Origin of the sequence: Streptomyces sp. NPDC053560 (genome assembly GCF_044544605.1) — a bacterium.
In the GTDB taxonomy this organism is placed as follows: Bacteria; Actinomycetota; Actinomycetes; order Streptomycetales; family Streptomycetaceae; genus Streptomyces.
The window spans coordinates 265,833-288,031 of sequence record NZ_JBITXI010000012.1 but is presented as its reverse complement, the minus strand read 5'-3'; the positions used below and the strand labels follow the sequence as shown (position 1 = coordinate 288,031).

The following is a 22,199-nucleotide window of genomic DNA, read 5'->3' as shown; positions in this document are numbered from 1 at the left end:
GCGGTCCGGACCTTGGACGCGCAGGTCAGCGGCGGCGCGCCGGACGCAGAATGGGCGCATGGGGAGCAGCGGTGGCCCGGCGGCGGGCCGGGTGAGCGGGGGCACCGGCGGGCGCGCGTCCGGCGAGTGGGCGCGGCACTGGCAGCATGCCGGGCTGCCCGGCCTCGACCTGCTGCGCGCCCGGTACGTCCGCCACACCTTCCCCCGCCACAGCCACGACGGGTTCGTGCTGGCCGCGGTCAGCGGCGGCATCGAGGAAGTGGGCCTGCCCGAGGGAACGGTACGGGCCGGCCACGGCAGCGTCGTCATGATCAACCCGGAGGTGCCGCACACCGCGCGGGCCGGCGTCGACGAGGGCTGGACGTACTCCACGCTGTACCCCTCCGCCGAGCTGGTCGCCGGGATCGCCGCAGAGACCACCACGCTCCGCGGCACCCCCGGATTCGCGGCGACCGCCGTGACCGACCCGCACACCGCCCGCCTCATCCACGAGGTGCACCGGGCGGCGGAGGAGGGCGACGCGCTGGCCGCCGACAGCGTGCTGCGCATCGTCGTGGCCCGGCTGCTGCGCGCGCACGGCGGCCCCCTCCCGGTCCGTACGTCGCGCTCGGCCGGAGCCCTGCGGGCCGCGCGGGCCCGCGACATCCTCCAGGAGCGGCTGGCCGACCCACCGTCCCTGGAGGAACTCGCCGCGCAGCTGGGAACGAGCCCGTTCGCGCTGCTGCGCGCCTTCAAGGACGCGTACGGCATGCCGCCGCACACCTGGCTCACCGACCTCCGGGTACGCCGGGCCCGGCGGCTCCTGGAGACCGGCAGCACGCCCGCCGAGGCCGCCGTCACGGTCGGCTTCGCGGACCAGCCGCACCTGAACCGGCACTTCACCAGGATCGTCGGGGTGCCGCCCGGCGCGTACCGGCGGGAACGCGGCTCGGCCGGCCGTCAGGGCGCCCTCGCATTCCCGGCCACCGGGAGGGAGCCGGGAGAGGGCCGCAAGAACGTACAAGACTGGCGGGGCGGCCCTGCTTAGCGTGGCGACGTGCCTGAACAGATCGAACAGACCGCACCTCAAGAGATACCGGACCCGCACCGCACCCCCTCGGGCGCGGCGCCGGGCAAGTCCGATGCCGCCGTCATCAGGGACGCGCTCGGCGTCGGCGTCGCCGTCGGCCTCTCCGGCTTCGCCTTCGGGGTCACCTCGGCAGGTGCGGGCCTGACCGTAATGCAGAGCTGCCTGCTCAGCCTCCTCGTGTTCACCGGTGCCTCGCAGTTCGCACTCGTCGGCGCCCTCGGGGCGGGCGGCAACCCGTTCGCCGCCGCGGCCGGGGCGTTCTTCCTGGGCGCCCGCAACGCGTTCTACGGGCTGCGGCTGTCCGGGCTGCTCGGATACCGGGCCGGGGTGAAGCCGTTCGCCGCGCAATGGGTCATCGACGAGACCTCCGCCGTCACCTTCGCGCAGCCCGACCGGCGCAGCGCCCGCCTCGGCTTCACCGTCACGGGCCTGACGCTCTACGTCCTGTGGAACCTCACCACCCTCGCCGGCGCGCTGGGTGCCGAGGCGCTCGGGGACACCGACGCGTGGGGCCTGGACGCGGCCGGGCCCGCCGTCTTCCTGGCGCTGCTGGCCCCCATGCTCAGGACGACCGCGGAGCGCGCCGCTGCCGGGCTCGCCGTCGTCCTCATGCTGGCCACCCTGCCGGTGCTGCCCGCCGGGGTGCCGGTCCTGGTCTCCGCCCTGGCCGCGCCCGCCGTGCTGCTGGCCCAGGGCGCCCACTCCCGTAAGACGTCCGGTGCCAAGGAGGAGAGCCGGTGAACACCTGGATCGCGATCGGCGCCACCGCCATCGGCTGCTATCTGCTCAAGTACGCGGGCCTGCTGGTGCCCGCAGGTCTCCTGGAACGGCCTCTCGTCAAGCGGCTGGCCGCGCTGCTGCCCGTGGCCCTGCTGGCGGCCCTCACCGCGCAGCAGACCCTGAGTGAGGGCAGCCACCTCCTGCTGGACGCCAAGGTGGCCGGCGTCGGCGCGGCGGCCCTCGCCCTCGTGCTGCGCGCACCGTTCCTTCTCGTGGTCGCCGTCGCGGTGCTGGTCACGGCGGGGGTGCGGGCGCTCGGGGGCTGACCTGAAGGGCGGCGGGGCGCACGGCTTACGGGTACGCGGGGGCTGCCCCGAGGGGGCAGCGCGACCCCGCGGCCCTTCGGGGAGCCCCGCCGTGCGCCTACGGGTGCGGGCCCGGCCCGTCGTCCGCCCCCTCCGTGCCCAGCCGGCGGGCGTCCTGCTCCGGGCGCAGGAAGAGCATGACCGCCGCTCCGGCCACCGTCACCAGGCCGGCCATCAGTCCGTACGCGCCGAAGTACCCGGAGGCCACGGTCGCGCCCGCGTCCACGATGTGCCCCATGACGAGCGGCGCGAGCACTCCCGCCAGGGCGAACACGCCGGTCAGCGCCCCCAGCGTGACACCGCGCCGGTCGGCGGGGGAGATCCGGGAGACCGCGGTCGCGGCGACGGTGAGGACGATGTCCGTGACGGACAGCGGCCCCAGCAGCAGGACGATCTTCAGCCACAGCACGTCCGTCGCCGCGAAGCACACCGTGGCCGCGCCTGCCAGGATCATCACCAGTCCGGTCTTCACCCCTGAGGGCCAGCGGAGGCGGGGCGGCAGGCCGGCCGCCGCCCGCTTGACCGACCGCTGCACGAGCACCCCGTGGACCAGCATCGCGGCGCCCTTGGTCAGCGCCGACAGCATGATCAGCAGGCTCGCGCCGCGCAGCGAGAGCCCGCTCACCTCCTGGAAGTAGTCCGCCGACCAGGTCAGCCCCGCCGACAGCGTCCAGTACGCGGCGAACGAGCCCAGCGCGGCCGCCAGCCAGGTCCCCGACAGCAGCAGCCGCCGGTACGGCACGGGCGCTGCCTGCCGTGCGGCCGCCGCCCCGTCCGGAGCACGCCGCCTGCCCACCGCAGGGGCCAGCGGCCCCTCCGCGCCGTACCGGAGCCAGACCGCCGCCCAGACCAGCCCGACGATGCCGACCACCCCGAAGGCCCAGCGCCAGCCCCAGTGGTCGATCACCACGCCCAGCGTGGGCGCCGCGATCGCCACCCCGGCCGCAGCGCCCGCCAGCAGCACCGCCGTCGGCAGCGTGCGGTCCTTCCGCTCGAACCAGCCGTACAGGTGATGCAGCGCCACCGGAGAAGCCGGACCCTCCGCCGCGCCCAACAGGACGCGCGTCGCCACCAGCACCCCGAAGCCGGCCGCGCCGACCAGCATGGGGAGCTGCGCCGCCGACCACAGGAGCGCCATGCCCAGCAGCAGTACGGAGGTGCGCACCGTACGGGTGAGGAACGACCCCGCCAGCGCCGCCAGGCTGAACAGCGCGAAGAACGCCGACGACGCCGTACCGAACTGTTCGCGCGTCAGCCCCAGATCGCGCATCACCGGGTTCGCGGCCAGACCCATCACCGTCTTGTCGGCGAAGTTGACCAGCATGAAGGCCAGCAGCAGCCAGGTCGTGCGCCAGGCCCGTCCCCGTACGTCGGCGGCAGCGCCCGGTGCGACGGCCGGTGCGGCCCCGGCGGCGGACGTCACCGAAGCCGCCCCGCCGCGGCCCCGCCCCCGTCCGCCGTGCCGCACGAACAGCCGTCCTCGTCCGCGTCGGCGCCCGCCACGACACCGACCGCGATGCCTCCGCCGGCCCGCCGACGGCCTCCCTCGCTGCGCGTCAGCTCCGTGGTGAGGTCCGTCCCCCCGGCCACCGCCGCCGACTCCGCTGCGGCCCACCGGAAGACGCCCTGGGCCATCGTGGACGACTCGGCGGCGGCCCGCTTCGCGTACACCTCGGCGCGGACCCGGGCCACCTCGCGGTCCTCCGGCGCCGCGAGCGCCGCCGTCTCCGCCAGATGGGCGGCGAGCCGCAGTTCACCGCGGCCCAGCAGGTCGGCTGCCCGCCGCGCCAGCATCACGGCACCGCCCGCCGCCTCCGCCAGCTCCGCGGCCAGCTCCTCTTCGGGGGCCGGCTTCAGATGCGCCGGGTTCTGGTCGTACCAGCCGCCCCACAGCCGCCACAGGTTGCGGACCACGAACTCCGGCTCGTCGTAAGCGGGGTGGAGGTACGGCTTGGCCAGCAGCTCGGCCGGCACCTTCACCCGGTGCAGGACCTCGTCCAGGCGCAGCCCCGCGTTCATCAGCTCCCGCGTCTGGGTGCACAGCGACTCCAGCAGCTCGGCGCTGTCCCCGAGGGCCTGCGCGACGCGCGACGCCCCGACGATGGGCACGCCGTGCCCGGGGAGCAGCACCTCGGCCCCCAGCTCCGCCATGGCGCGCAGCGCCCGCGCCCAGTCCTCGGGGTAACGCTGCACCTTCTGGGGATTGCCGGCGTTCGGCGAGTTCCAGATGAACAGATCGCCCGTGCACAGCGTCCGCAGCTCCGGGATCCACACGTAGGTGGCGTCGTCCGTCTCGCCGCGCGCATGGAAGAGCTCGAAGGTCAGCTCCCCGTGGCGGAGCGTGAGCCGGTCCCGGTAGGTGGTGTCCGGGTAGCGGTACCGCGTCGGCCAGTTGAGCGACGGCACCCCGAACTGCCGCCGGTTGATCCAGGAGTTGTAGCCCGCCGTCTCCCGGTACCGGTCGAAGCGCGCCGCGACCGCCTCGTGGGCGACGACCTCGGGCACGGCGACACCCCGCGCCCGTGCGTCCTCGTCGAACGGCGCGACACCGAAGACGTGGTCCACGTGCCCGTGGGTGTACACGACGCTCCGCACCTCCTTGCGCGGCGTGCCGTCCTCGGGTGTGCCGAACGCCGTCACCGCCGTGTGCAACTGCCCGGCCGTGCGGACGTCCCCCGAGTCCACCAGCACCAGCCCGTCCGATCCGGTGTCGAACACCGCCACATTGGCGAACGCGGGGAAGAACCCGGTCCGCTCGCCGATGCGCACGAGAGCGTCACCCGTGTACCGCCCCGAAAGATGGGCGAGGAGGGTGTCCTCGCCCTCCCAGACGCGGTCCACGTAGGTGAGGTAGTCGTCGAGGTTGTGCTGCGTCATAGAAAGCGGCTCCCTGCGAAAGGATCGGATGCCCACCGGTGCGCTGCGGCCTTCTCCGGCCGGTGCACCGAGTCTGAGCCGCCCGTGGACCAGGGGACATCCGTCGCCGTCACACCCGCCGACGGCCGGTACTGTGACGCGTCACAACCCTCGCCGTCCCCGTGCGGCGCGGGGCCGCGCCCCGAGAAGGAGGCACGAGTGCCGCTCTCCGAAGCCGCCCGCCGCCTGGCCCTGCGCTGCGAGACGCGCGTCAACGAACTGGCCCGCGAGATGACCGGTGACGTCTTCGCGGACATCCCCGGATACGCCGAGCTTCCCGACGACATGAAGGACGTCGAGATCGCCGCCACCGCGCGGCACGGGCTGCGCCTCTTCATGCGGCGGGCGCGCGGCCAGGACGGCCGCCACGGGGACCACGCGCTCTTCAGGGAGCGCGCCGCCCAGCGCGCCGAAGAAGGGCTGCCCCTGCACCTGCTGCTCCGCACCCACGCGCTGGGCACGTACGCCCTGTGGCGGACGCTGCACGAGGAGGCCGGCCCCGGCGAGGAGGCCGCCCTCGCCGAACTCGCCGACTTCCTCCTCCGCAACCAGAGCAGCGTCATCGGCGCGGTCGCGGAGACCTACCTCGACGAACGTGCCGCCCTGGACGCCGAACGACGCGAGGAACGCCGCACCCTGGCCCGCGCGCTGATCGACGGCGCGCCGCCCGCCGACCGCACCGCGCTGGACGACCTGGGCCTGGCAGGGCCCGCCACGGTGCTCGCTCTGCGCCTGCCGCCGGCCGACGGGCCCGCCACCGCACCGGTCGCCGTCCGGCGCCGGCTGCGGCGCGTCCAGACGGCCCTGGACCGTGCCTTCGGCACCGACGTCCTCACCTCCCTGGACGCCACCGGCGGCCACGCGCTCGTCCCCGGAGCACCCGAGCCCCCGGACGGCCTCGCCCGACGGCTGACCGACGTGTGCGACGGACCCGTGCGCTGCGCCGCCGCACGGGCCGCGAGCCCCGAAGGCATCCCGCACGCCGCCCGTACCGCCTCCGAAGTCATCCGCATCGCCCACGCCGCCGGACGGCCCCCGGAACTGCACCGGCTCGCCGACGTCCTGCTCGAATTCCACCTCACGCGCCACGACGAGAGCAGTCCGATGATCGCCGCCCTCCTCGACCCGCTCGACGGCCGTCCCGAACTGGCCGACACCCTGCGCACCCACCTGGAGACGTGCCAGGACCGCCGCGCGACCGCGCAGGCTCTCGGACTGCACCCGAACACCGTCGACAACCGCCTCGCCCGGATCGCCGAACTCACCGGCATCGACCTGGCCTCACCGCGCGGCACCACCCTGGCGCTGTGCGCGCTGCTCCTCAAGGACAGCGTTCCCCGGCCGCTCTCGGGGGCGACGCCTCCCGGCCCGCCGTGCGCCGGGCCGGGTCAGCCGATGTCCCGCCCGTAGGCGCGCAGCGTCAGCAGCGCCTTGAGCGTCGCCATCGGACGGCACTCCAGCGCGATGCCCGGCGCCCACGAGCGCCAGTTGATCGGCCAGCCGCCGTCCTCCTCCTGGAGCGATGCGAGGTGGTCCAGCGCCCGCTCCATCTCGGCGTCCGTGAACCAGCCGCGCGCCGGGGACGCCGGCGTGGGGGCGTAGTCGTACGCGAAGTGGTGCTCGCCGGGCCCGTAGCCCTCCGCCACGGGCACCTCCCGCGCCCGTTCCGGCTCCACGACGACCAGGCCCTGGTCCCGCACCAGCCGGCCCAGCCGCCCGGCGGCGGCAGCCGCGCGCTCCCGGTCCGGTACGCCCGCCAGGAAGGCCAGCGCGGCCTCGGCACCGTACGGGTGCGTCTTCTCCAGGGACTCCACCGCCCGCCAGCAGTAGTCCGTGGCCCGGAACAGCCAGGCGTGCCACACCTCGTTCCGGTGCAGCAGCCCCACGACGGGGCCGGTCGCCAGCAGATCGCTCGGCGGGTTGTCCGGGATCGGAACCCACGGTGCCGCGGGATAGCCGCGCAACGAGGGGTGCAGCGCGGGCAGCGCGCCCTCGGGTGTCGAGATGTGCGTCAGATAGCGGCAGATCTGCTCCACCCGGCGGCCGTCGCAGCGCCCGATGGCGTCCAGCACACCGAGCGCGTGCGACGTGTGCAGGGGCTGGCTCACCGGGCCGCGCAGGTCCGGCTCCAGGGCGTGACCGTATCCGTCGTCGTCATTGCGGTAGGCGTTCAGTGCGGTCTCCACAGCGTCCGCACTGCCGCCGAGGAAGTGGTACTCGAAGAGGCGCTGTTCCAGGACCCGCGCGGTGAGCCAGATGAAGTGCTCGGCGCGCGCCAGAGGAGTCGTCGGTGGGCTTGCGGTTTCGGCCATGGACCGACCGTAGGGCGGAACCCGCGGCCGGTCAGCGGCTCGCGCACGGCTGCACCCTCAGGGGCGGGATACTGGTGTCATGCGGTTGACGGACTTCTGGCAGCGGATGACAGATCACTTCGGTGCGGCGTACGCCGACACCTTCGCGCGCGATCACGTGATGTCCGAACTGGGCGGCCGGACCGTCCACGAGGCGCTCGCCGCGGGCTGGAGCGCCAAGGAGGTCTGGCGCGTGGTGTGCTCGGTCATGGGGGTGCCGGCGGAGCACCGCTGACCCGACCCCGCGCCCGGCGGCTCCGACCCCGCCCACGTCCGCCGGTTCCGCGCCCCGCCGACCCACCGGGCGACGTGGGCCAGAGTCCGCGATGTCCGACCCGTGCGCGAGACTTGGCACGTGTCCGCGACTCCGAAGCCCACCGGCCCCGACGACCGACGACCGAACGATCCGCACGCCACGCGGATGCCACGCTGGCTGCCGCGCGCGATGGTGCTGGCACTCGCCCTGCTGGCCTGTTTCCAACTGGCGAGCTGGGCGTTCCACCAGCTCATCTCCCTGCTGCTGAACATCCTCATCGCGTTCTTCCTGGCGCTGGCCGTCGAGCCGGCGGTGGACTGGATGGCGGCGCGCGGCATGCGGCGCGGAGTGGCCACGGCGCTGGTCTTCCTCGCCATCCTGATCGTCGGCGTCGGCTTCGTGACCCTGCTCGGCTCCATGCTGGCCGGACAGATCGCCACGATGGTCGGGGAGTTCCCGCAGTACCTCGACTCCGTGATCAGCTGGACGAACGACACGTTCCACACCCACCTCTCGCGCGTCGAGGTGCAGAACAACCTGCTGAAGTCCGACTGGCTGCAGAAGTACGTCCAGGACAGCGCCAACAACGTCCTCGCCGTCTCCGCGACCGTCCTGGGCTCGCTGTTCAACCTGCTCACGGTGGCACTGTTCTCGTTCTACTTCGCGGCGGACGGCCCCCGGCTGCGCCGCGCGCTGTGCTCCGTACTGCCGCCCACCCGGCAGGTCGAGGTGCTGCGCGCCTGGGAGCTCGCGGTCGCCAAGACCGGCGGCTACCTGTACTCCCGCGGCCTGATGGCCCTGATCTCCGGCATCGCGCACTACGTCCTGCTGGAGATCCTGGGCGTGCCGTACGCGCCGGCGCTGGCCATGTGGGTCGGCCTGGTCTCGCAGTTCATCCCGACGATCGGCACCTACCTCGCGGGCGCGCTGCCGATGCTGATCGCCTTCACGGTGAACCCCTGGTACGCGGTCTGGGTGCTCGGCTTCGTGGTCGTCTACCAGCAGCTGGAGAACTACCTCCTGCAGCCGCGGATCACCGCGCGGACCGTGGACATCCACCCGGCGGTCGCCTTCGGCTCGGTCATCGCCGGCACCGCGCTGCTGGGGGCGGTCGGCGCGCTGATCGCCATTCCGGCGACCGCGACGCTGCAGGGCTTCCTCGGCGCGTACGTCAAGCGGTACGAGGTCACGGACGACCCGCGGGTCCTGGGGCGCGGCCGTCGCAGACGGGGCGCCTCGCTCCTGGCCAAGGTGCGCCACACCCTCCGCTCCGAGCAGGCGGCGGCCCCGCTGAAGGAACGCCGGCAGGCCGAGAAGCGGGAGGAAGAGGACGAGGGGCGCCGGGAGGGCGGTGGCAGCCATGCGGAGGACGGGCCCGGCGGCAGCTGAGCCGTGGGCGGTGGCCGGTTTCTCGCGGGGGCCGGGGCGCGGCGTGGCGCGCTTGACACTAAAATCGAACATCCATTCTTATGAGAGCCACGGCCCCGATTTTCCGGGGTTCCCTGGAAGTTATCCACAGGCCGAGGCCGGGTCCGGGCGCATTGTCAGTGGCAGGCGTTAGCGTCATGGACGTGAAGCGATCGACTCAAGCGAACCGGGTGGAACCCATGGCAGGCACTGACCGCGAGAAGGCGCTCGACGCCGCGCTCGCACAGATTGAACGACAATTCGGCAAGGGCGCAGTGATGCGCATGGGTGACCGGCCGAACGATCCCATCGAGGTCATCCCGACCGGATCGACCGCGCTCGACGTGGCGCTGGGCGTCGGCGGCATCCCGCGCGGCCGTGTGGTCGAGGTGTACGGCCCGGAGTCCTCCGGTAAGACGACCCTGACGCTGCACGCCGTCGCCAACGCGCAGAAGGCCGGCGGCCAGGTGGCCTTCGTGGACGCCGAGCACGCCCTCGACCCCGAGTACGCCAAGAAGCTCGGTGTCGACACCGACGCGCTGATCCTCTCCCAGCCGGACAACGGCGAGCAGGCCCTGGAGATCACGGACATGCTGGTCCGCTCCGGTGCGCTGGACCTCATCGTGATCGACTCCGTGGCCGCCCTGGTGCCGCGGGCCGAGATCGAGGGCGAGATGGGTGACTCGCACGTCGGCCTCCAGGCCCGGCTGATGAGCCAGGCGCTGCGGAAGATCACCAGCGCGCTGAACCAGTCCAAGACCACCGCGATCTTCATTAACCAGCTCCGTGAGAAGATCGGCGTGATGTTCGGCTCGCCGGAGACCACGACCGGTGGCCGCGCCCTGAAGTTCTACGCCTCGGTGCGCATCGACATCCGCCGTATCGAGACCCTCAAGGACGGCACGGACGCGGTCGGCAACCGCACCCGCTGCAAGGTCGTGAAGAACAAGGTCGCCCCGCCCTTCAAGCAGGCGGAGTTCGACATCCTCTACGGCCAGGGCATCAGCCGCGAGGGCGGCCTGATCGACATGGGCGTGGAGCACGGCTTCATCCGGAAGTCCGGCGCCTGGTACACGTACGAGGGCGACCAGCTCGGCCAGGGCAAGGAGAACGCCCGCAACTTCCTCAAGGACAACCCCGACCTCGCCAACGAGGTCGAGAAGAAGATCAAGGAGAAGCTGGGCATCGGCGTGAAGCCCGAGGACCCGACGGCGGAACCGGGCGCGGACGCGGCCGGCGAGGCGGCCGAGCCCGCCAAGACCGTTCCGGCCCCCGCGGCCAAGGGCGCCAAGGCAACCAAGGCCGCAGCGGCCAAGAGCTAGTCCGCCGTGACCCGCCGAACGCACTGGCCCGACAGCGGCGAACACGACGCCGCGCCCGTCGCCGATGGCGGCAGCACGGACAGCGGTGGCCCGGCCTCGTCGAGGGCCGGGGACGGGCCACCGCGCACACCCGAGGAGCAGGCACGGGCCGTATGCCTGCGCCTGCTCACCGGAAACCCCCGCACGAAGAAGCAGCTCGCGGACGCGCTGCAGAAGCGCGGCATCCCCGACGAGGCGGCCGAAGAGGTCCTCTCCCGCTTCGAGGAGGCCGGACTGATCAACGACGCGGCCTTCGCCGGGGCGTGGGTGGAGTCCCGGCACCACAGTCGTGGCCTGGCCCGCCGCGCGCTGGCCCGGGAGCTGCGTACGAAGGGCGTGGAGTCCACGCTGATCGATGAGGCCGTCGGACAGCTCGACCCGGAACAGGAGGAGCAGACCGCCCGGGAACTGGTCGACCGCAAGCTCCGTTCCACCCGAGGCCTGGACCGGGAGAAGCGACTCCGCCGCCTCGCGGGCATGCTCGCCCGCAAGGGCTACCCGGAGGGCCTGGCCCTCCGCGTCGTCCGCGACGCCCTCGAAGCGGAGGGCACGGACGACCCCGACCTGCTCGACGACTACCTGCCCGGGGACTGAGGGACGACTCTGCCCGGGGTCTGAGAGGGGAAGCCGCCGGGCAACGCGGACTCTGAAGGAGGAGGGGGTCGGGCGGGGGGAGGGGCCCCCGGATCACGCGCCAGGCGCCCTGACCGGCAGGCCCGCGGCCCGCCAGGCCTGGAAGCCGCCGGTGAGGTCGGTGGCGTGCGGCAGGCCGAGCCGCTGGAGGGAGACGGCGGCGAGGCTGGACGCGTAGCCCTCGTTGCAGACCACGACGACCCGGAGGTCGTGCCCCGTGGTTTCGGGCGCGCGGTGGTCGCCGGTCGGATCGAGCCGCCACTCCAGTTCGTTGCGCTCCACGACCAGCGCGCCCGGGATCGTGCCGTCCCGCTCGCGCAGCGCCGCGTAACGGATGTCCACCAGCAGCCCGCCGTCCCGCTGGACGGCCGCCGCCTCGTCCGGCTCCACCCGCTTCAGCTCCGTACGGGCCTGTGCCAGAAGCTCGTCGATCGCGCTCATTCCCATCCCTCCGGACGCTCGACCTCTTCGAGTCGCAGTACGGGACCGCTGCGGCTGTAGCGTCGCATGAGGGGCAGCGGCGGGTAGTAGGCGTGTACGGAAACGGCGGGCGTGGCGGCCGAGGCGTTGAACACCTGGTGCACATGGTGCGGGCCGAAGGCCCGGCCGCGGCCGTCGGCGAGCCGCCGCTCCCGGTCCGCGTCGTCGGCGAGTTCCAGCGTCTTCCAGCCCTCCGTGGGGAGTTGGGCGGCGAGGGACTGCTCGGTCAGTTCGCCCGCGGCGGCGGCGAACGCGCCCCGCGAACCGCCGTGATCGTGCCAGCCCGTACCCGTACCGGGCGGCCAGCCGATGATCCACGCTTCGCTGCCGCCCGGCCCGTCCAGCCGGATCCAGGTCCGGCCCTCGGGGTCGAGGGGGAGCGAGGTGATGAGCTGCGTGTCCGCGGCGGTCCGGCGGACGAAGTCGAGCAGTTCGGCTGCGGTGGGGCCGAAGTTGTCGGCGGGGCGCGGGGGCGTGGGGATGCGTACGGCGGTGGTGGCGGGTGCGTCGGTCATGGGAACCGTCCTGAATGATCACGAGGAAGCGCGCGGCGTACGGCCCGGCGACGGACAGCGGCGGCCCGGGCGGCCGGATCGCACGGTCCGGCCGGATCGAGCCGGCCGGCAGCCCGATGGCCCTCGGCGCCGGCCTGCGCGGATGCGTGAGGCCACGTACGGTCACGCTCGTGTGGCCACGCATGTACGGCCACGTGCGTATGGCGGCGCCGGGCACGCGTGCTCATGGGCACGTGCGCCGCGCGGAGAGGAAAGGGGATCGGTGACCGGAGCCCGGGACAGGAGCCGGTCAGCAGGACGGACGACATACGCAGCCCGCATAGCGGACCAGGTCCAGATGGACCCTCCGCCAGAAGTGCGAGCCGGTGTCTGTCACGCTCCGTAGTGAAGCATGGCGTTGCCGCCCGGTCAACCGAGATCCCGGCCATCGGCGGCAGGCAGGCATCAGCCGAGATCCGCGCCCGCCGGTCGCAGTCAACAGCCGCGCACCACAGCCGCCCCACAACCGCCCAACGGGCACCTCGCCCAACCGGCGCCCCGCCTGACCGGCGCCTCGCCCAACCGACGCCCCGCCTGACCGGCGCCCCGCTCTAACCGGCGCCCCCGGCCCCCGCCCCCGGGGCCCCGCCCTTCTCCCCACCGCGGCTCTCCTCGGTGAGCTCCGTAGCTGTATCCGCATCGGTATCCGCATCCGTGCCCGTATTCCGGTCCCGCTCCGCACCAGCACCGGGCAGGCCGTCCGCGCCACCGCCGCACAGCTTTTCCGCGCACGCCTGGAGTTCGGCGGGGCGGACGCCGGCCAGGGCGGTGACGAGGTGGCCGTCGGGGCGGATCAGGAGGACGGTGTGGGCGGCCGCGCCCGGGTAGTGCTCGGCGACAAGGATCTCCGTGGGCAGCGGCAGCGCCGCCACCGCGTCGGCCAGGCGCGGCATGAGCCCGGCCGACATCCAGTGCTTGCGGTCCCACACGCCCGTGCCCGGCGCGACGAGGACGACGAGCAGGCCGTGCCCCAGGCGCTCCCGCAGCCGTACGGCCGAGCCGTCGGATGCCGTCACCGTCACGTCGGCGGCCGGGGCGCCCGGCACGGTGTCCACGCGGACCGCGCCGGGCGGTGCGACGGCCGGCGCGAGCGGCGAGCGGTCGTACACCGGAGCGGCGCCCAGCGGACCGCGCCCGAGGTGGCCGTCCGTGAGCAGCGCCGTCCGGCCGCGGCCCGCGGCCGTGACCACGCCCCGCAGCCGCCCCCGGGCGCCGCCGTCGCGCAGCAGTGGCAGCGCCTGGTCCGCGGCGCGCAGCCGGGCGGCGACGGCGCTCCTGCGCTCCGTCTGGTAGCTGTCCAGGAGCGCGTCGGAGGCGCCGTGGTGCCAGGCGACGCCCAGCTTCCAGGCGAGGTTCTCGGCGTCCCGCAGCCCCTCGTCCAGCCCCTGTGTGCCCAGCGCGCCGAGCAGATGCGCGGCGTCCCCGGCGAGGAACGCGCGGCCGGAGCGCCAGCGCCGTGCCAGCCGGTGGTGGACCGTGTGGACCCCGGTGTCGAGCAGTTCGTACGCGGGGACGAGCGAGCCGTTCCCGGCGTCGCCCGGGCCCTGCCCGAAGGCGGGGCCGCCCCGGAAGGCGTGCCCGTCCCCTTCGGCGGCCGTACCGCCCTGCCCGGCACCGGCACCGGCACCGGCCTCCGTCCAGCCGGCCAGCGTGTCGCGGATGCGCGCCACGAGGGCGTCCGGGGTGACCAGGTCGCGGCCGGGCGGCAGCAGCCAGTCCAGCCGCCAGACGCCGTCCGGGAGCGGGCGCGCTGTCACCTCGCCGGTCGTTCCGCCGAGGACCCCGGCCCGGCCCGTACCGGCGGCGCCGCGGCGCGGGGGCGCGCGGTGCAGCAGGGCCTCGCCGGGCCAGGGGAGTTCGGTGCGCAGGGCGGCGACGGCGTGCCGTTCGACGGCGGTGCGCCCGGGGAAGCGGATGTCCAGGAGCTTGCGGACGGTCGACCGCGGACCGTCGCAGCCGACGACGTAACTGCCCCGCCACCACGTGCCCTTGGGGCCGCGGGTGTGGATGCCGACCCCGTCGCGGTCCTGGGTCAGCTCGATGACGCGGCTCTCCGGGACCACCTGTACGAGTGGTTCGCGGTCGAGCGCGGTGCGAAGGGCGCGCGCGAGGGCGTGTTGAGGTACGTGTATGGGTGAGAGCGGGGCGTGTGCGCCGTCGTTGCCGCGCTCCGCGCCGTGACCGGCGGCGTCGGTGTCCGCCGTCCTGACCGCCAGGGCACCGGTCGCGGCGAAGGCCACCCGGTCCAGCAGCCGGCGGCGCTGGACCGTGCGCCAGGCCGCCCAGCGGGTGCCTTCGGAGCCCAGGGTCTCGGCGCAGCCCAGCCGGGCCAGGAACGCGGCAGTGTCGGGGCGGAGCACGGCGGTACGGGCGGGCCGGACCTCGTCACGGCCGTCCGTCTCGTCGAGCACGATGCACGGGACGCCGAGGCGCGCGAGCGCGACGGCGAGGGAGAGGCCGACGGGGCCGGCCCCGGCCACGATCACCGGGTCCACGACGCTCCCCCGAAGCGAAGCGGAGCGAAACCGACGACCGCACCGGCTGCACGGACCACACCGGCTGCACCGGTCGCGCCCGCCGCGCCCGCCGCGCCTGCCATCCCGGCCGAGGAGGCCACACCGGCCGCCCCGGCAACACCGCCCGTACCGCCCCCGCCTCTACCGGCCCCACTGCCGACGCACGCCCCTGAAGGCCCCGCCGTACGTGTCCGCCGGCGTCCCGTGGCAGCGCGCTCCGGGCGGAGTGAGCTGAACGGACCGGGGCTCGGCCGGAGGCTCTTGCGGGACGTAGAGGACATGGCAGTTGAGGCCCGGTGCGCGATCACACAGCGTATGCAACCTAGTGCGGGCGTGCCGCGTCAAGTGACAGAGGCAGCGGCACCCGTGCCGCTGCCTCCGCAACCTTTCGCCCCGTCAGTTGACGCCTCTCCTTGGGGAGTAGGCCGCCGCCCGGGGATGCCGGGTCAGCCGGTCCTGTCCGTCGGGCCCTGGGTCGTCGCCCCGTCGATAGGACTCATCGCGTCGCCGGCCGTCACCGCCTGGCCCGCCTCGGAGACCGCGATACCGGTCTTGGCGCGCCGGCCGCGACGCTCGATCCAGTTGGCGAGCGCGGAGAGCAGCAGACACATGGCGACGTAGATCGCACCGCCGACGATGATCATCGGTACGTACGGGTTCTCGTCGTTGACGACCGTGTTGCCGGCCAGCTGCTGGATCGCGTACAGCAGCTCCTGGTAGGTGATGACGTAGCCGAGGGAGGTGTCCTTCAGGGTCACCACGAGCTGGCTGATGATCGTCGGGAGCATCGCGCGGACGGCCTGCGGGATGAGCACGGACATCATGACCTGCGTCTTGCTCATGCCGATCGCGTACGCGGCCTCGCGCTGCCCCTTGGGTACGGAGTTGATGCCCGCGCGCAACACCTCCGCCTGCACGGAACCGTTGTAGACGGTCAGGCCGATGACCAGCGCCCAGAACTGCGTGCCCTCGCCGGTGAAGCCCAGCTCGGACTTGTAGCTGAGGAAGAGCACCCACAGCACGTAGATCGTGATCAGCAGCGGGACGGCACGGAACAGCTCGATGAAGCCGGTGGCCAGCCAGCGCACGGGCTTGTGGTCCGAGAGCCGGCCCACGGCCAGCAGGACGCCGAGCACCAGCGACAGCACCGCAGCCACCGCGAAGACCTGGAGCGTGGTGAGGACGCCGTTACGGATCGAGGTGCGCACCCCGGCGTAATTGAAGATCTCCCACATCTCCGGCGCGAACTGGCCCTGAGCGGCCAGCCGCAGCACGGCGAAGGCGATGAGCGCGAGCACGGCGAGGGTGCCGAGAACCGTGTAGAGCCGGTTGCGTACGCGGGCCTTCGGGCCCGGCGAGTCGTAGAGGACGCTGCTGCTCATGCTTCCGCCTTGTTTCGCTCGGCCGCGCGCTCGGGCGACGGGCAGTTCGTGGGGGTGTGCTCGCTGAGTGCGTTCATCGGGCCACCTCCAGGCGGCGCTCCAGCAGCCGGAAGAGGCCGCTGATGGAGAAGGTGATGATCAGGTAGGCCAGGGCGATCCAGAGGAAGATCCAGCCGATGGCGAAGCCCTTGTCGCTCAGCAGCTTGGACACGTTGAACAGCTCGGTGTTGCTGAACGCGCCCGCGATCGCGGAGTTCTTGGTGAGCGCGATGAAGATGCTGCTCAGCGGCGGGATCACGGTACGCGTGGCCTGCGGCAGAACGATCATGCGCAGGGTCTGGAAGAAGGTCATCCCGATGCTGCGGGCGGCCTCCGCCTGACCGAGCGGCACGGTGTTGATGCCGGACCGTACGGCCTCGCAGACGAACGACGAGGTGTAGAAGCCGAGTGCCAGCATCGCCAGCACGAACGGGCTCGTACCGGGGAAGAAGACCTGCGGCACGATGAAGAACGCGACGAGGAACAGCAGCGTCAGGGGCGTGTTGCGCAGCAGCGTGACCCAGGCGGTGCCGAAGGCGCGCAGCGGCGGTACGGGAGAGACCCGGAAGCCGGCTATGAGGACGCCCAGGACGAGAGCGAGTGCCCCGCTGGCCGCGGTCAGCGCGAGGGTCCCCAGGAATCCGTCGCGGAACTGCGGGAGATGATCGAGGAGTACGTTCATGGGGTCTCCGCGGTGGCGGTGAGAAGGTGGCGGCGGACGGGCGGGGGCGCCGGCCCCGTACAGGGACGTTCACGAGGCAGCGCGCCCCGTACGCCCGCCGCGGCGGGCGTACGGGGCGCGACGGCTCGGGCCGGTGGTGAGCGGCGTGGTCAGTAGCGGGGCAGCGGCGTCTTCGGCGCCTCGTACGGCGAGCCGGACTTGCCCAGCGTGCCTTCGTACGCCTTCTTGTAGTCACCGTTCTTGATGTGCGCCTCGATGGCGTCGGTGACCGCGTCGCGCAGCGCCTTGTCGCTCTTGGCCATGCCGACGCCGTAGGGCTCCTCGGTGAACGGCTTGCCCACGAGCCTCAGCTTCGTGGGACGCTCCGCCGCGTAGCCCTTGAGGATCGCGTCGTCCGTGGTGACCGCGTCCACCTGGCCGTCCAGCAGCTGCTTCACGCAGAGCGAGTACTTGGACAGCTCGGTGGTCTCGGCACCGTACTTGGGCTTCTTGATCTCCTGGAGCGGCGTGGAGCCGACGATCGAGCAGACCTTCTTGCCCTTGACGCTGTCCGCGCCGGTGATGCCCTTCTCGTCCTTGCGCACCAGCAGGTCGGCGCCCGCGGTGTAGTACGGGCCCGCGAAGCCGACCTGCTTCTTGCGCTCGTCGTTGATCGTGTAGGTGCCGACGTAGTAGTCGACCTGGCCCTTGGAGATCGAGGTCTCGCGGACGTTGGAGTCGATCGTCTTGAACTCGATCTGCTTGGCGGAGAAGCCCAGGTCGGCGGCGACCATCTTGGCGATCTCGATGTCGAAGCCCGTGCGCTCGCCGTCGGAGTCCTGGAAGCCCAGGAACGGCTGGTCCGCCTTGGCGCCGATGATGATCTTGCCGCGCTGCTGGGCCTTCTTCAGCGTCGGGGAGTCGATCTTGACCTTCTCGGCGACCTTGTACGTCCCGCTGAAGACCTTCTCGCCCTTGGGCTTGTCGCCGGCCGTGCCGGACTGGCCGCCGCACGCCGTCGCCGTCGCGGTCAGCGCGAGCACCACAGTGGCCGCAGCGGCCGTCTTACGCATCCTCATGGTGAAGTTCCTTCGGTTCAGCAGGTGTGGGCAGTCATCGGGGCCACTGCGGGCTCAGTGATGCAGGATCTTGGACAGGAAGTCCTTGGCACGGTCGCTGCGCGGGTTGTTGAAGAACTGCGTCGGCTCGGCCTCTTCGACGATCCGGCCGTCCGCCATGAAGACCACGCGGTTCGCCGCCGAGCGCGCGAAACCCATCTCGTGCGTGACGACGACCATCGTCATGCCGTCCCGGGCGAGCTGCTGCATGACCTCCAGCACCTCGTTGATCATCTCCGGGTCCAGGGCCGAGGTCGGCTCGTCGAAGAGCATCACCTTCGGGTCCATCGCCAGTGCGCGGGCGATCGCCACGCGCTGCTGCTGGCCTCCGGAGAGCTGTGCGGGGTACTTGTCCGCCTGCGTGCCCACGCCCACACGGTCCAGTAGCGCGCGGGCCTTCTGCTCGGCCGCGCGCTTGTCCGCCTTGCGGACCTTCAGCTGGCCCAGCGTGACGTTCTCCAGCACCGTCTTGTGCGCGAAGAGGTTGAAGGACTGGAAGACCATGCCGACGTCGGCACGGAGCCGCGCCAGCTCCCGGCCCTCCTGGGGCAGCGGCTTCCCGTCGATGGTGATGCTTCCGGAGTCGACGGTCTCCAGTCGGTTGATCGTGCGGCACAGCGTCGACTTGCCGGACCCGGACGGGCCGATCACCACGACGACCTCGCCGCGCTTGATCGTCAGGTCGATGTCCTGGAGTACGTGCAGCGCACCGAAGTGCTTGTTGACGCCTGCCAGCGCGACCAGATCGTCCGCCGCCGGGGCGGGGCCCCCGGGGTCCTTGGTCACCGATACTTCGCTCATCGGCGGGTAGCTCCGTCCTCCTCGGTTGAGAGGACAGTAGTGACGCACTGCGATCAGCGTCATTACATCTGAGCGGAAATTGAGCATAACGATCCGGCTGCAAAGGGACACTCTGGGTGAACGGGGCGCGGGGTGCGTGGACGCCCCCGGCGGCCGGTTTGCGGAGCGCAACGCTCCATTGCGTACGGGCCGGTACCGGCTGCGTAACAGATGGCCGTACCGGCTCGGCTTCCTCTTGACGGGCGCGCCGTCGATCGCGGTAGATGCCCTGATGGCCCGGGACGCGAGCCGGCGAGAGGGGGAGAGCCGATGCGGCTGCTGCTGGTGGAGGACGACAACCATGTCGCTGCGGCGCTGTCCGCTGTGCTCGCCCGGCACGGCTTCGAGGTGGTGCACGCGCGCAGCGGGGAGGAAGCGCTGCACGCGCTCGTACCGGACGCGGAGGACGCCTTCGCGGTCGTCCTGCTCGACCTGGGCCTGCCCGACCAGGACGGATTCGAGGTCTGCGGCCGGATACGGAAGCTCACCAGCACCCCGGTGATCATGGTGACCGCGCGCTCCGACGTCCGCTCGCGGATCCACGGCCTCAACCTCGGCGCCGACGACTACGTGGTCAAGCCCTACGACACCGGAGAACTGCTGGCCCGCATCCACGCGGTGAGCCGGCGCACGGTGCACGGGCCCGGGGAGCACGCCCCGGAGGAGGCGGCCGGCGAGGACCTGCTGCGTATCGGTGCCGTCACCATCGAGCCGGCCACGAGACGCGTCGCGGTGAACGGCAGCACCGTTCCGCTGACCCGCAAGGAGTTCGACCTTCTGGCGCTGCTCGCGCAGCGTCCGGGGGTGGTGTTCCGCAGGGAACAGATCATCAGTGAGGTGTGGCGTACCAGTTGGGAGGGGACCGGGCGCACCCTCGAAGTGCACATCGCCTCGCTCCGTTCGAAGCTGCGGATGCCCGCGCTCATCGAGACGGTGCGCGGCGTCGGCTACCGGCTCGTGGCGCCCGCTCCCGCGCCTCCGGCTCCCTGACGGACGCTCCCTCCCGTGCGCACCCGCCTCCTCCCGCTCCTCATCGTCCTGCTGGCCGGTGTGCTGCTGGCGCTCGGCTTCCCGCTTGCGGGCAGTCAGGCGGCGGCCGAACAGCAGCGGGTGGTGGTGGACCGGATCGACGACGCCGCGCGCTTCGCCTCACTGGGGCAGTTCGTCACCGCCCGGCCCGGTGCCGACGGCCGCGCGCCCGCCGACGACGAACGGCTGAGCACGCTCCGTACGGAGCTCCAGCGGTACCACGACCTGTACGACATCCGTGCCGGTGTCTTCTACCGCGACCGCACCCCCATGGCTGCTGCGCCGGCCGACTGGCGGGTGCCGCTGTCGGGGGAGGGGCGGCAGGCCTTCGAGGAGGCGCTGGCCGGGCGGCGCAGCCACGACCCGCACCAGGCGTGGCCCTGGGACGACCGCCGGCTGCCGGTCGCCTCGCCGGTCATCAGGGACGGTGACGTGGTCGCGGTGGTCTTCACCGACTCGCCCACGGAGCAGCTGCGGTCGCGGATCCTGCACGGCTGGCTGTGGCTGGCGGCGGGGGAGTCGCTGGCGATGCTGGTCGCCGTGGGGGCGGCGTTCCGGCTCACGGGGTGGGTGCTGCGACCGGTACGGATCCTGGACGCGGCCACTCACGACATCGCCACCGGCCGGATGGCGTCACGGGTGGTCGCCGGTACCGGGCCGCCGGAACTCCGCAGGCTCGCCCGGTCGTTCAACGAGATGGCGGACAATGTCGAGGACGTGCTGGAGCAGCAGCGCGCCTTCGTGGCCGACGCCTCCCACCAGCTCCGCAATCCGCTCTCCGCCCTGCTCCTCCGCATCGAACTGCTCGCGCTGGAACTCCCCGACGGCAACGAGGAGATCGCCTCCGTCCGTACGGAGGGCAAGCGCCTGGCCCGGGTCCTGGACGGCCTGCTGGACCTGGCGCTGGCCGAGCACACCCCGGCCGACCTCCAGCTCACCGATGTCGCGGCGCTCGCCGCCGAGCGCGCCGACGCCTGGCGCCCGCTCGCCGACGACAAGGGCGTGACCCTGCGGTACGAGGGGCACGGCGCGGTCACGGGCTGGGCGGACCCGGTGGCGCTCTCCAGCGCGCTGGACGCGGTCGTCGACAACGCCCTGAAGTTCACCCCGGCCGGGGAGGAGGTCGCGGTCGCCGCCGCTCCCGAGGGCGAGCGGGTCCGGATCACCGTCGTCGATCACGGCCCCGGCCTGACGGACGAGGAGCTGGAGCGCATCGGCGACCGCTTCTGGCGCAGCGGCCGCCACCAGAACGTCTCCGGGTCGGGCCTGGGGCTGTCGATCACCCGCGCCATGCTCGCCGCGGGCGGCGGGGAGATCTCCTACGCCCCGAACGCCCCACGCGGCCTGTGCGTCACGCTCACCGTCCCGCGCGACCGCCCGCACCCGGAAGCGCCCGCGGCCCCCTGACGGCCCCGCCGGGCGCCGTCAGCGCCCCGTCAGGGCTTGGCCGAGACGTAGTACCGCCGCGCGCCCGTGTGCAGCGGCAGCGGGTCGGTGAAGACGGCGGTGCGCAGGTCGACCTTCTGGGCGTCGTGGACCTCGCGGCCGATGCGGTCCCGGCTGTCTATCACCGTCCGGGTCACGGCCCTGGTCAGGTCCGCGTCCTCGCGGTCGGTGGTGACCAGGAGGTTGGCCACCGCGATGGTCTTCACGGCCCGGTCGTCCTGGGTCTCCGGGTACGCGTCGGCCGGCATCACCGCCGCCCGGTAGTAGCGGCTGCCCCGGCCCTGTGCGTGCAGCGGCTCGACCAGGTCGCCGAGCTGCACCAGCCGTACGGGGAAGCGCTCGGCCAGCCGCTGCACGGCCGTGGTCGGCAGTCCGCCGGACCAGAAGAACGCGTCGAGCCTCCCGTGCTCCAGCAGCTGCGGCATCGTGTCGATGCCGACCCGCTCCGCCTGGATGTCCCGGTCGAAGTCCAGCCCCGCCGCGCGCATCAGCCGCCGGGTGATCAGCTGCACGCCGGAGCCGTCGGCGCCGACCCCCACCCGCAGCCCTTTCAGGTCGCGCGTCGAGCGCACCTCGGAGCCCTTGGGCACGACCAGCTGCATGTAGTCGTCGTACAGCCGCGCGCAGGCGCGCAGCCGGTGCGCGTCCCGGCCGCCCTGCACCTGGTAGGTGGCGACCGCGTCGGCCGCCGCGATGGTGAATTCGGCGCGCCCCGAGACCAGCTTGCGGATGTTGTCGACGGAGCCCTCGCTCCGGGTGAGCGTGACGTCGAGATCCGGGAGGTCGTGCGCGAGGTCCGTCTTGAGCAGCTCTCCGTACCGGGCGTACACGCCGGTCGGCACTCCCGTGGCCAGCGTCACCCGGCCCTCTGGGGGCGGCGGTCCGCTCGGCAGCAGGAACCACAGCAGCAGCCCGGCGAGGGCCGCCGCAGCGACCGCCGTCTGCAGTGCCCGGCGTCCGCAGGGCAGGGGGAGGCTGTGGACCATGGCGGAAATCCTGCCAGCCGAGGCCTTCGAAGGGGAGGGGCGAGCGGCGGCCGTCGAGCGGCGCGGGTCA

Annotated in this window: 22 protein-coding genes; 10 read left to right on the top strand and 12 right to left on the bottom strand. The window is 72.8% G+C overall.

Features of this window, described 5'->3' with window-relative positions:
- Positions 1–58: 58 nt before the first annotated feature.
- From ACIGQF_RS28300 to ACIGQF_RS28290, 3 genes are read left to right on the top strand one after another with little or no spacing between them, the layout of a single operon-like run.
- A complete protein-coding gene (locus ACIGQF_RS28300; RefSeq protein WP_399715713.1) occupies positions 59–1,027 on the top strand; it encodes an AraC family transcriptional regulator in 969 nt (322 codons plus the stop codon).
- 9 nt (positions 1,028–1,036) lie between these two features.
- On the top strand, positions 1,037–1,810 hold the full coding sequence (locus tag ACIGQF_RS28295) for an AzlC family ABC transporter permease (protein ID WP_399715710.1): 774 nt from the start codon (positions 1,037–1,039) through the stop codon (positions 1,808–1,810).
- A complete protein-coding gene (locus ACIGQF_RS28290; protein ID WP_399715707.1) occupies positions 1,807–2,115 on the top strand; it encodes an AzlD domain-containing protein in 309 nt (102 codons plus the stop codon). Before ACIGQF_RS28295 ends, ACIGQF_RS28290 begins: the two co-directional genes overlap by 4 nt.
- Positions 2,116–2,212: 97 nt before the next feature.
- On the opposite strand, the gene ACIGQF_RS28285 is transcribed toward ACIGQF_RS28290, so the two are convergent.
- The gene (locus ACIGQF_RS28285; protein ID WP_399715705.1) at positions 2,213–3,577 is read right to left on the bottom strand and encodes an MFS transporter; all 1,365 of its coding nucleotides are present in this window, start codon (positions 3,575–3,577) and stop codon (positions 2,213–2,215) included.
- Positions 3,574–5,031, bottom strand: a complete 1,458-nt coding sequence (locus tag ACIGQF_RS28280) for an alkyl sulfatase dimerization domain-containing protein (protein WP_399715702.1) — start codon at positions 5,029–5,031, stop codon at positions 3,574–3,576. Before ACIGQF_RS28280 ends, ACIGQF_RS28285 begins: the two co-directional genes overlap by 4 nt.
- A 198-nt stretch (positions 5,032–5,229) precedes the next feature.
- Here ACIGQF_RS28280 and ACIGQF_RS28275 point away from each other — a divergent pair, with 198 nt between their 5' ends.
- Complete coding sequence (locus ACIGQF_RS28275; RefSeq protein ID WP_399715698.1) at positions 5,230–6,480, top strand: PucR family transcriptional regulator; 1,251 nt, start codon at positions 5,230–5,232, stop codon at positions 6,478–6,480.
- Here the strand turns inward: ACIGQF_RS28275 and ACIGQF_RS28270 are convergent.
- The gene (locus tag ACIGQF_RS28270) at positions 6,459–7,382 is read right to left on the bottom strand and encodes a hypothetical protein (RefSeq protein WP_399715695.1); all 924 of its coding nucleotides are present in this window, start codon (positions 7,380–7,382) and stop codon (positions 6,459–6,461) included. The genes ACIGQF_RS28275 and ACIGQF_RS28270 overlap by 22 nt on opposite strands.
- Positions 7,383–7,461: 79 nt before the next feature.
- Between ACIGQF_RS28270 and ACIGQF_RS28265 the strand changes: the two genes are divergently transcribed.
- From ACIGQF_RS28265 to recX, 4 genes are all read left to right on the top strand, one after another.
- Positions 7,462–7,656, top strand: coding sequence for a DUF3046 domain-containing protein (locus tag ACIGQF_RS28265; RefSeq protein WP_361563092.1), 195 nt, complete (start codon positions 7,462–7,464; stop codon positions 7,654–7,656).
- Positions 7,657–7,776: 120 nt separating this feature from the next.
- Entirely contained in the window at positions 7,777–9,066 is a 1,290-nt protein-coding gene (locus tag ACIGQF_RS28260; protein ID WP_399715692.1) for an AI-2E family transporter, read from the top strand.
- Between the two features lie 218 nt (positions 9,067–9,284).
- Entirely contained in the window at positions 9,285–10,406 is a 1,122-nt protein-coding gene (gene recA, locus ACIGQF_RS28255; RefSeq protein WP_361563090.1) for a recombinase RecA, read from the top strand.
- A 6-nt stretch (positions 10,407–10,412) separates the two neighbouring features.
- Positions 10,413–11,039: a recombination regulator RecX gene (recX, locus tag ACIGQF_RS28250; RefSeq protein ID WP_399715689.1), complete on the top strand. Its 627-nt coding sequence runs from the start codon at positions 10,413–10,415 to the stop codon at positions 11,037–11,039.
- Positions 11,040–11,132: 93 nt separating this feature from the next.
- Here recX and ACIGQF_RS28245 read toward each other — a convergent pair whose 3' ends face one another.
- The 8 genes from ACIGQF_RS28245 to ACIGQF_RS28210 form a co-directional block, all read right to left on the bottom strand.
- Positions 11,133–11,519: a rhodanese-like domain-containing protein gene (locus ACIGQF_RS28245; protein WP_399715686.1), complete on the bottom strand. Its 387-nt coding sequence runs from the start codon at positions 11,517–11,519 to the stop codon at positions 11,133–11,135.
- Entirely contained in the window at positions 11,516–12,073 is a 558-nt protein-coding gene (locus tag ACIGQF_RS28240; RefSeq protein WP_399715683.1) for a cysteine dioxygenase, read from the bottom strand. The genes ACIGQF_RS28245 and ACIGQF_RS28240 overlap by 4 nt, the downstream gene beginning before the upstream one ends.
- A gap of 289 nt (positions 12,074–12,362) precedes the next feature.
- Positions 12,363–12,518: a putative leader peptide gene (locus ACIGQF_RS28235; RefSeq protein ID WP_399715776.1), complete on the bottom strand. Its 156-nt coding sequence runs from the start codon at positions 12,516–12,518 to the stop codon at positions 12,363–12,365.
- A 145-nt stretch (positions 12,519–12,663) separates the two neighbouring features.
- A complete protein-coding gene (locus ACIGQF_RS28230; RefSeq protein ID WP_399715680.1) occupies positions 12,664–14,607 on the bottom strand; it encodes an FAD-dependent monooxygenase in 1,944 nt (647 codons plus the stop codon).
- Between the two features lie 467 nt (positions 14,608–15,074).
- Positions 15,075–16,010: an amino acid ABC transporter permease gene (locus ACIGQF_RS28225; RefSeq protein WP_399715678.1), complete on the bottom strand. Its 936-nt coding sequence runs from the start codon at positions 16,008–16,010 to the stop codon at positions 15,075–15,077.
- Positions 16,011–16,083: 73 nt separating this feature from the next.
- Positions 16,084–16,731, bottom strand: a complete 648-nt coding sequence (locus ACIGQF_RS28220) for an amino acid ABC transporter permease (RefSeq protein ID WP_399715675.1) — start codon at positions 16,729–16,731, stop codon at positions 16,084–16,086.
- 149 nt (positions 16,732–16,880) lie between these two features.
- The gene (locus ACIGQF_RS28215; RefSeq protein ID WP_399715673.1) at positions 16,881–17,789 is read right to left on the bottom strand and encodes a glutamate ABC transporter substrate-binding protein; all 909 of its coding nucleotides are present in this window, start codon (positions 17,787–17,789) and stop codon (positions 16,881–16,883) included.
- A 54-nt stretch (positions 17,790–17,843) separates the two neighbouring features.
- Positions 17,844–18,629 carry an amino acid ABC transporter ATP-binding protein gene (locus tag ACIGQF_RS28210; RefSeq protein WP_361563076.1) on the bottom strand — a complete coding sequence of 262 codons (786 nt, stop codon included), beginning with the start codon at positions 18,627–18,629 and terminating at the stop codon, positions 17,844–17,846.
- Positions 18,630–18,938: 309 nt separating this feature from the next.
- On the opposite strand from ACIGQF_RS28210, the gene ACIGQF_RS28205 reads away from it, so the two are divergent.
- Positions 18,939–19,658 (top strand): response regulator transcription factor, encoded by a 720-nt coding sequence (locus ACIGQF_RS28205; RefSeq protein WP_399715669.1) that lies wholly within the window; start codon positions 18,939–18,941, stop codon positions 19,656–19,658.
- A 15-nt stretch (positions 19,659–19,673) separates the two neighbouring features.
- On the top strand, positions 19,674–21,104 hold the full coding sequence (locus ACIGQF_RS28200; protein ID WP_399715667.1) for an ATP-binding protein: 1,431 nt from the start codon (positions 19,674–19,676) through the stop codon (positions 21,102–21,104).
- 29 nt (positions 21,105–21,133) lie between these two features.
- On the opposite strand, the gene ACIGQF_RS28195 is transcribed toward ACIGQF_RS28200, so the two are convergent.
- Positions 21,134–22,129: a TAXI family TRAP transporter solute-binding subunit gene (locus ACIGQF_RS28195; RefSeq protein WP_399715664.1), complete on the bottom strand. Its 996-nt coding sequence runs from the start codon at positions 22,127–22,129 to the stop codon at positions 21,134–21,136.
- Between the last annotated feature and the right edge of the window lie 70 nt (positions 22,130–22,199).

Excerpts from the sequence above, each read along its gene's own strand:
- ACIGQF_RS28210 (WP_361563076.1), bottom strand. The coding sequence starts at position 18,629 with ATGAGCGAAGTATCGGTGACCAAGGACCCCGGGGGCCCCGCCCCGGCG.
- ACIGQF_RS28270 (WP_399715695.1), bottom strand. The coding sequence starts at position 7,382 with ATGGCCGAAACCGCAAGCCCACCGACGACTCCTCTGGCGCGCGCCGAG.
- ACIGQF_RS28300 (WP_399715713.1), top strand. The coding sequence starts at position 59 with ATGGGGAGCAGCGGTGGCCCGGCGGCGGGCCGGGTGAGCGGGGGCACC.
- ACIGQF_RS28225 (WP_399715678.1), bottom strand. The coding sequence starts at position 16,010 with ATGAGCAGCAGCGTCCTCTACGACTCGCCGGGCCCGAAGGCCCGCGTA.
- ACIGQF_RS28215 (WP_399715673.1), bottom strand. The coding sequence starts at position 17,789 with ATGAGGATGCGTAAGACGGCCGCTGCGGCCACTGTGGTGCTCGCGCTG.
- ACIGQF_RS28205 (WP_399715669.1), top strand. The coding sequence starts at position 18,939 with ATGCGGCTGCTGCTGGTGGAGGACGACAACCATGTCGCTGCGGCGCTG.
- ACIGQF_RS28195 (WP_399715664.1), bottom strand. The coding sequence starts at position 22,129 with ATGGTCCACAGCCTCCCCCTGCCCTGCGGACGCCGGGCACTGCAGACG.
- ACIGQF_RS28280 (WP_399715702.1), bottom strand. The coding sequence starts at position 5,031 with ATGACGCAGCACAACCTCGACGACTACCTCACCTACGTGGACCGCGTC.
- ACIGQF_RS28245 (WP_399715686.1), bottom strand. The coding sequence starts at position 11,519 with ATGAGCGCGATCGACGAGCTTCTGGCACAGGCCCGTACGGAGCTGAAG.
- ACIGQF_RS28235 (WP_399715776.1), bottom strand. The coding sequence starts at position 12,518 with ATGCCTGCCTGCCGCCGATGGCCGGGATCTCGGTTGACCGGGCGGCAA.
- recA (WP_361563090.1), top strand. The coding sequence starts at position 9,285 with ATGGCAGGCACTGACCGCGAGAAGGCGCTCGACGCCGCGCTCGCACAG.
- ACIGQF_RS28240 (WP_399715683.1), bottom strand. The coding sequence starts at position 12,073 with ATGACCGACGCACCCGCCACCACCGCCGTACGCATCCCCACGCCCCCG.
- ACIGQF_RS28265 (WP_361563092.1), top strand. The coding sequence starts at position 7,462 with ATGCGGTTGACGGACTTCTGGCAGCGGATGACAGATCACTTCGGTGCG.
- ACIGQF_RS28220 (WP_399715675.1), bottom strand. The coding sequence starts at position 16,731 with ATGAACGTACTCCTCGATCATCTCCCGCAGTTCCGCGACGGATTCCTG.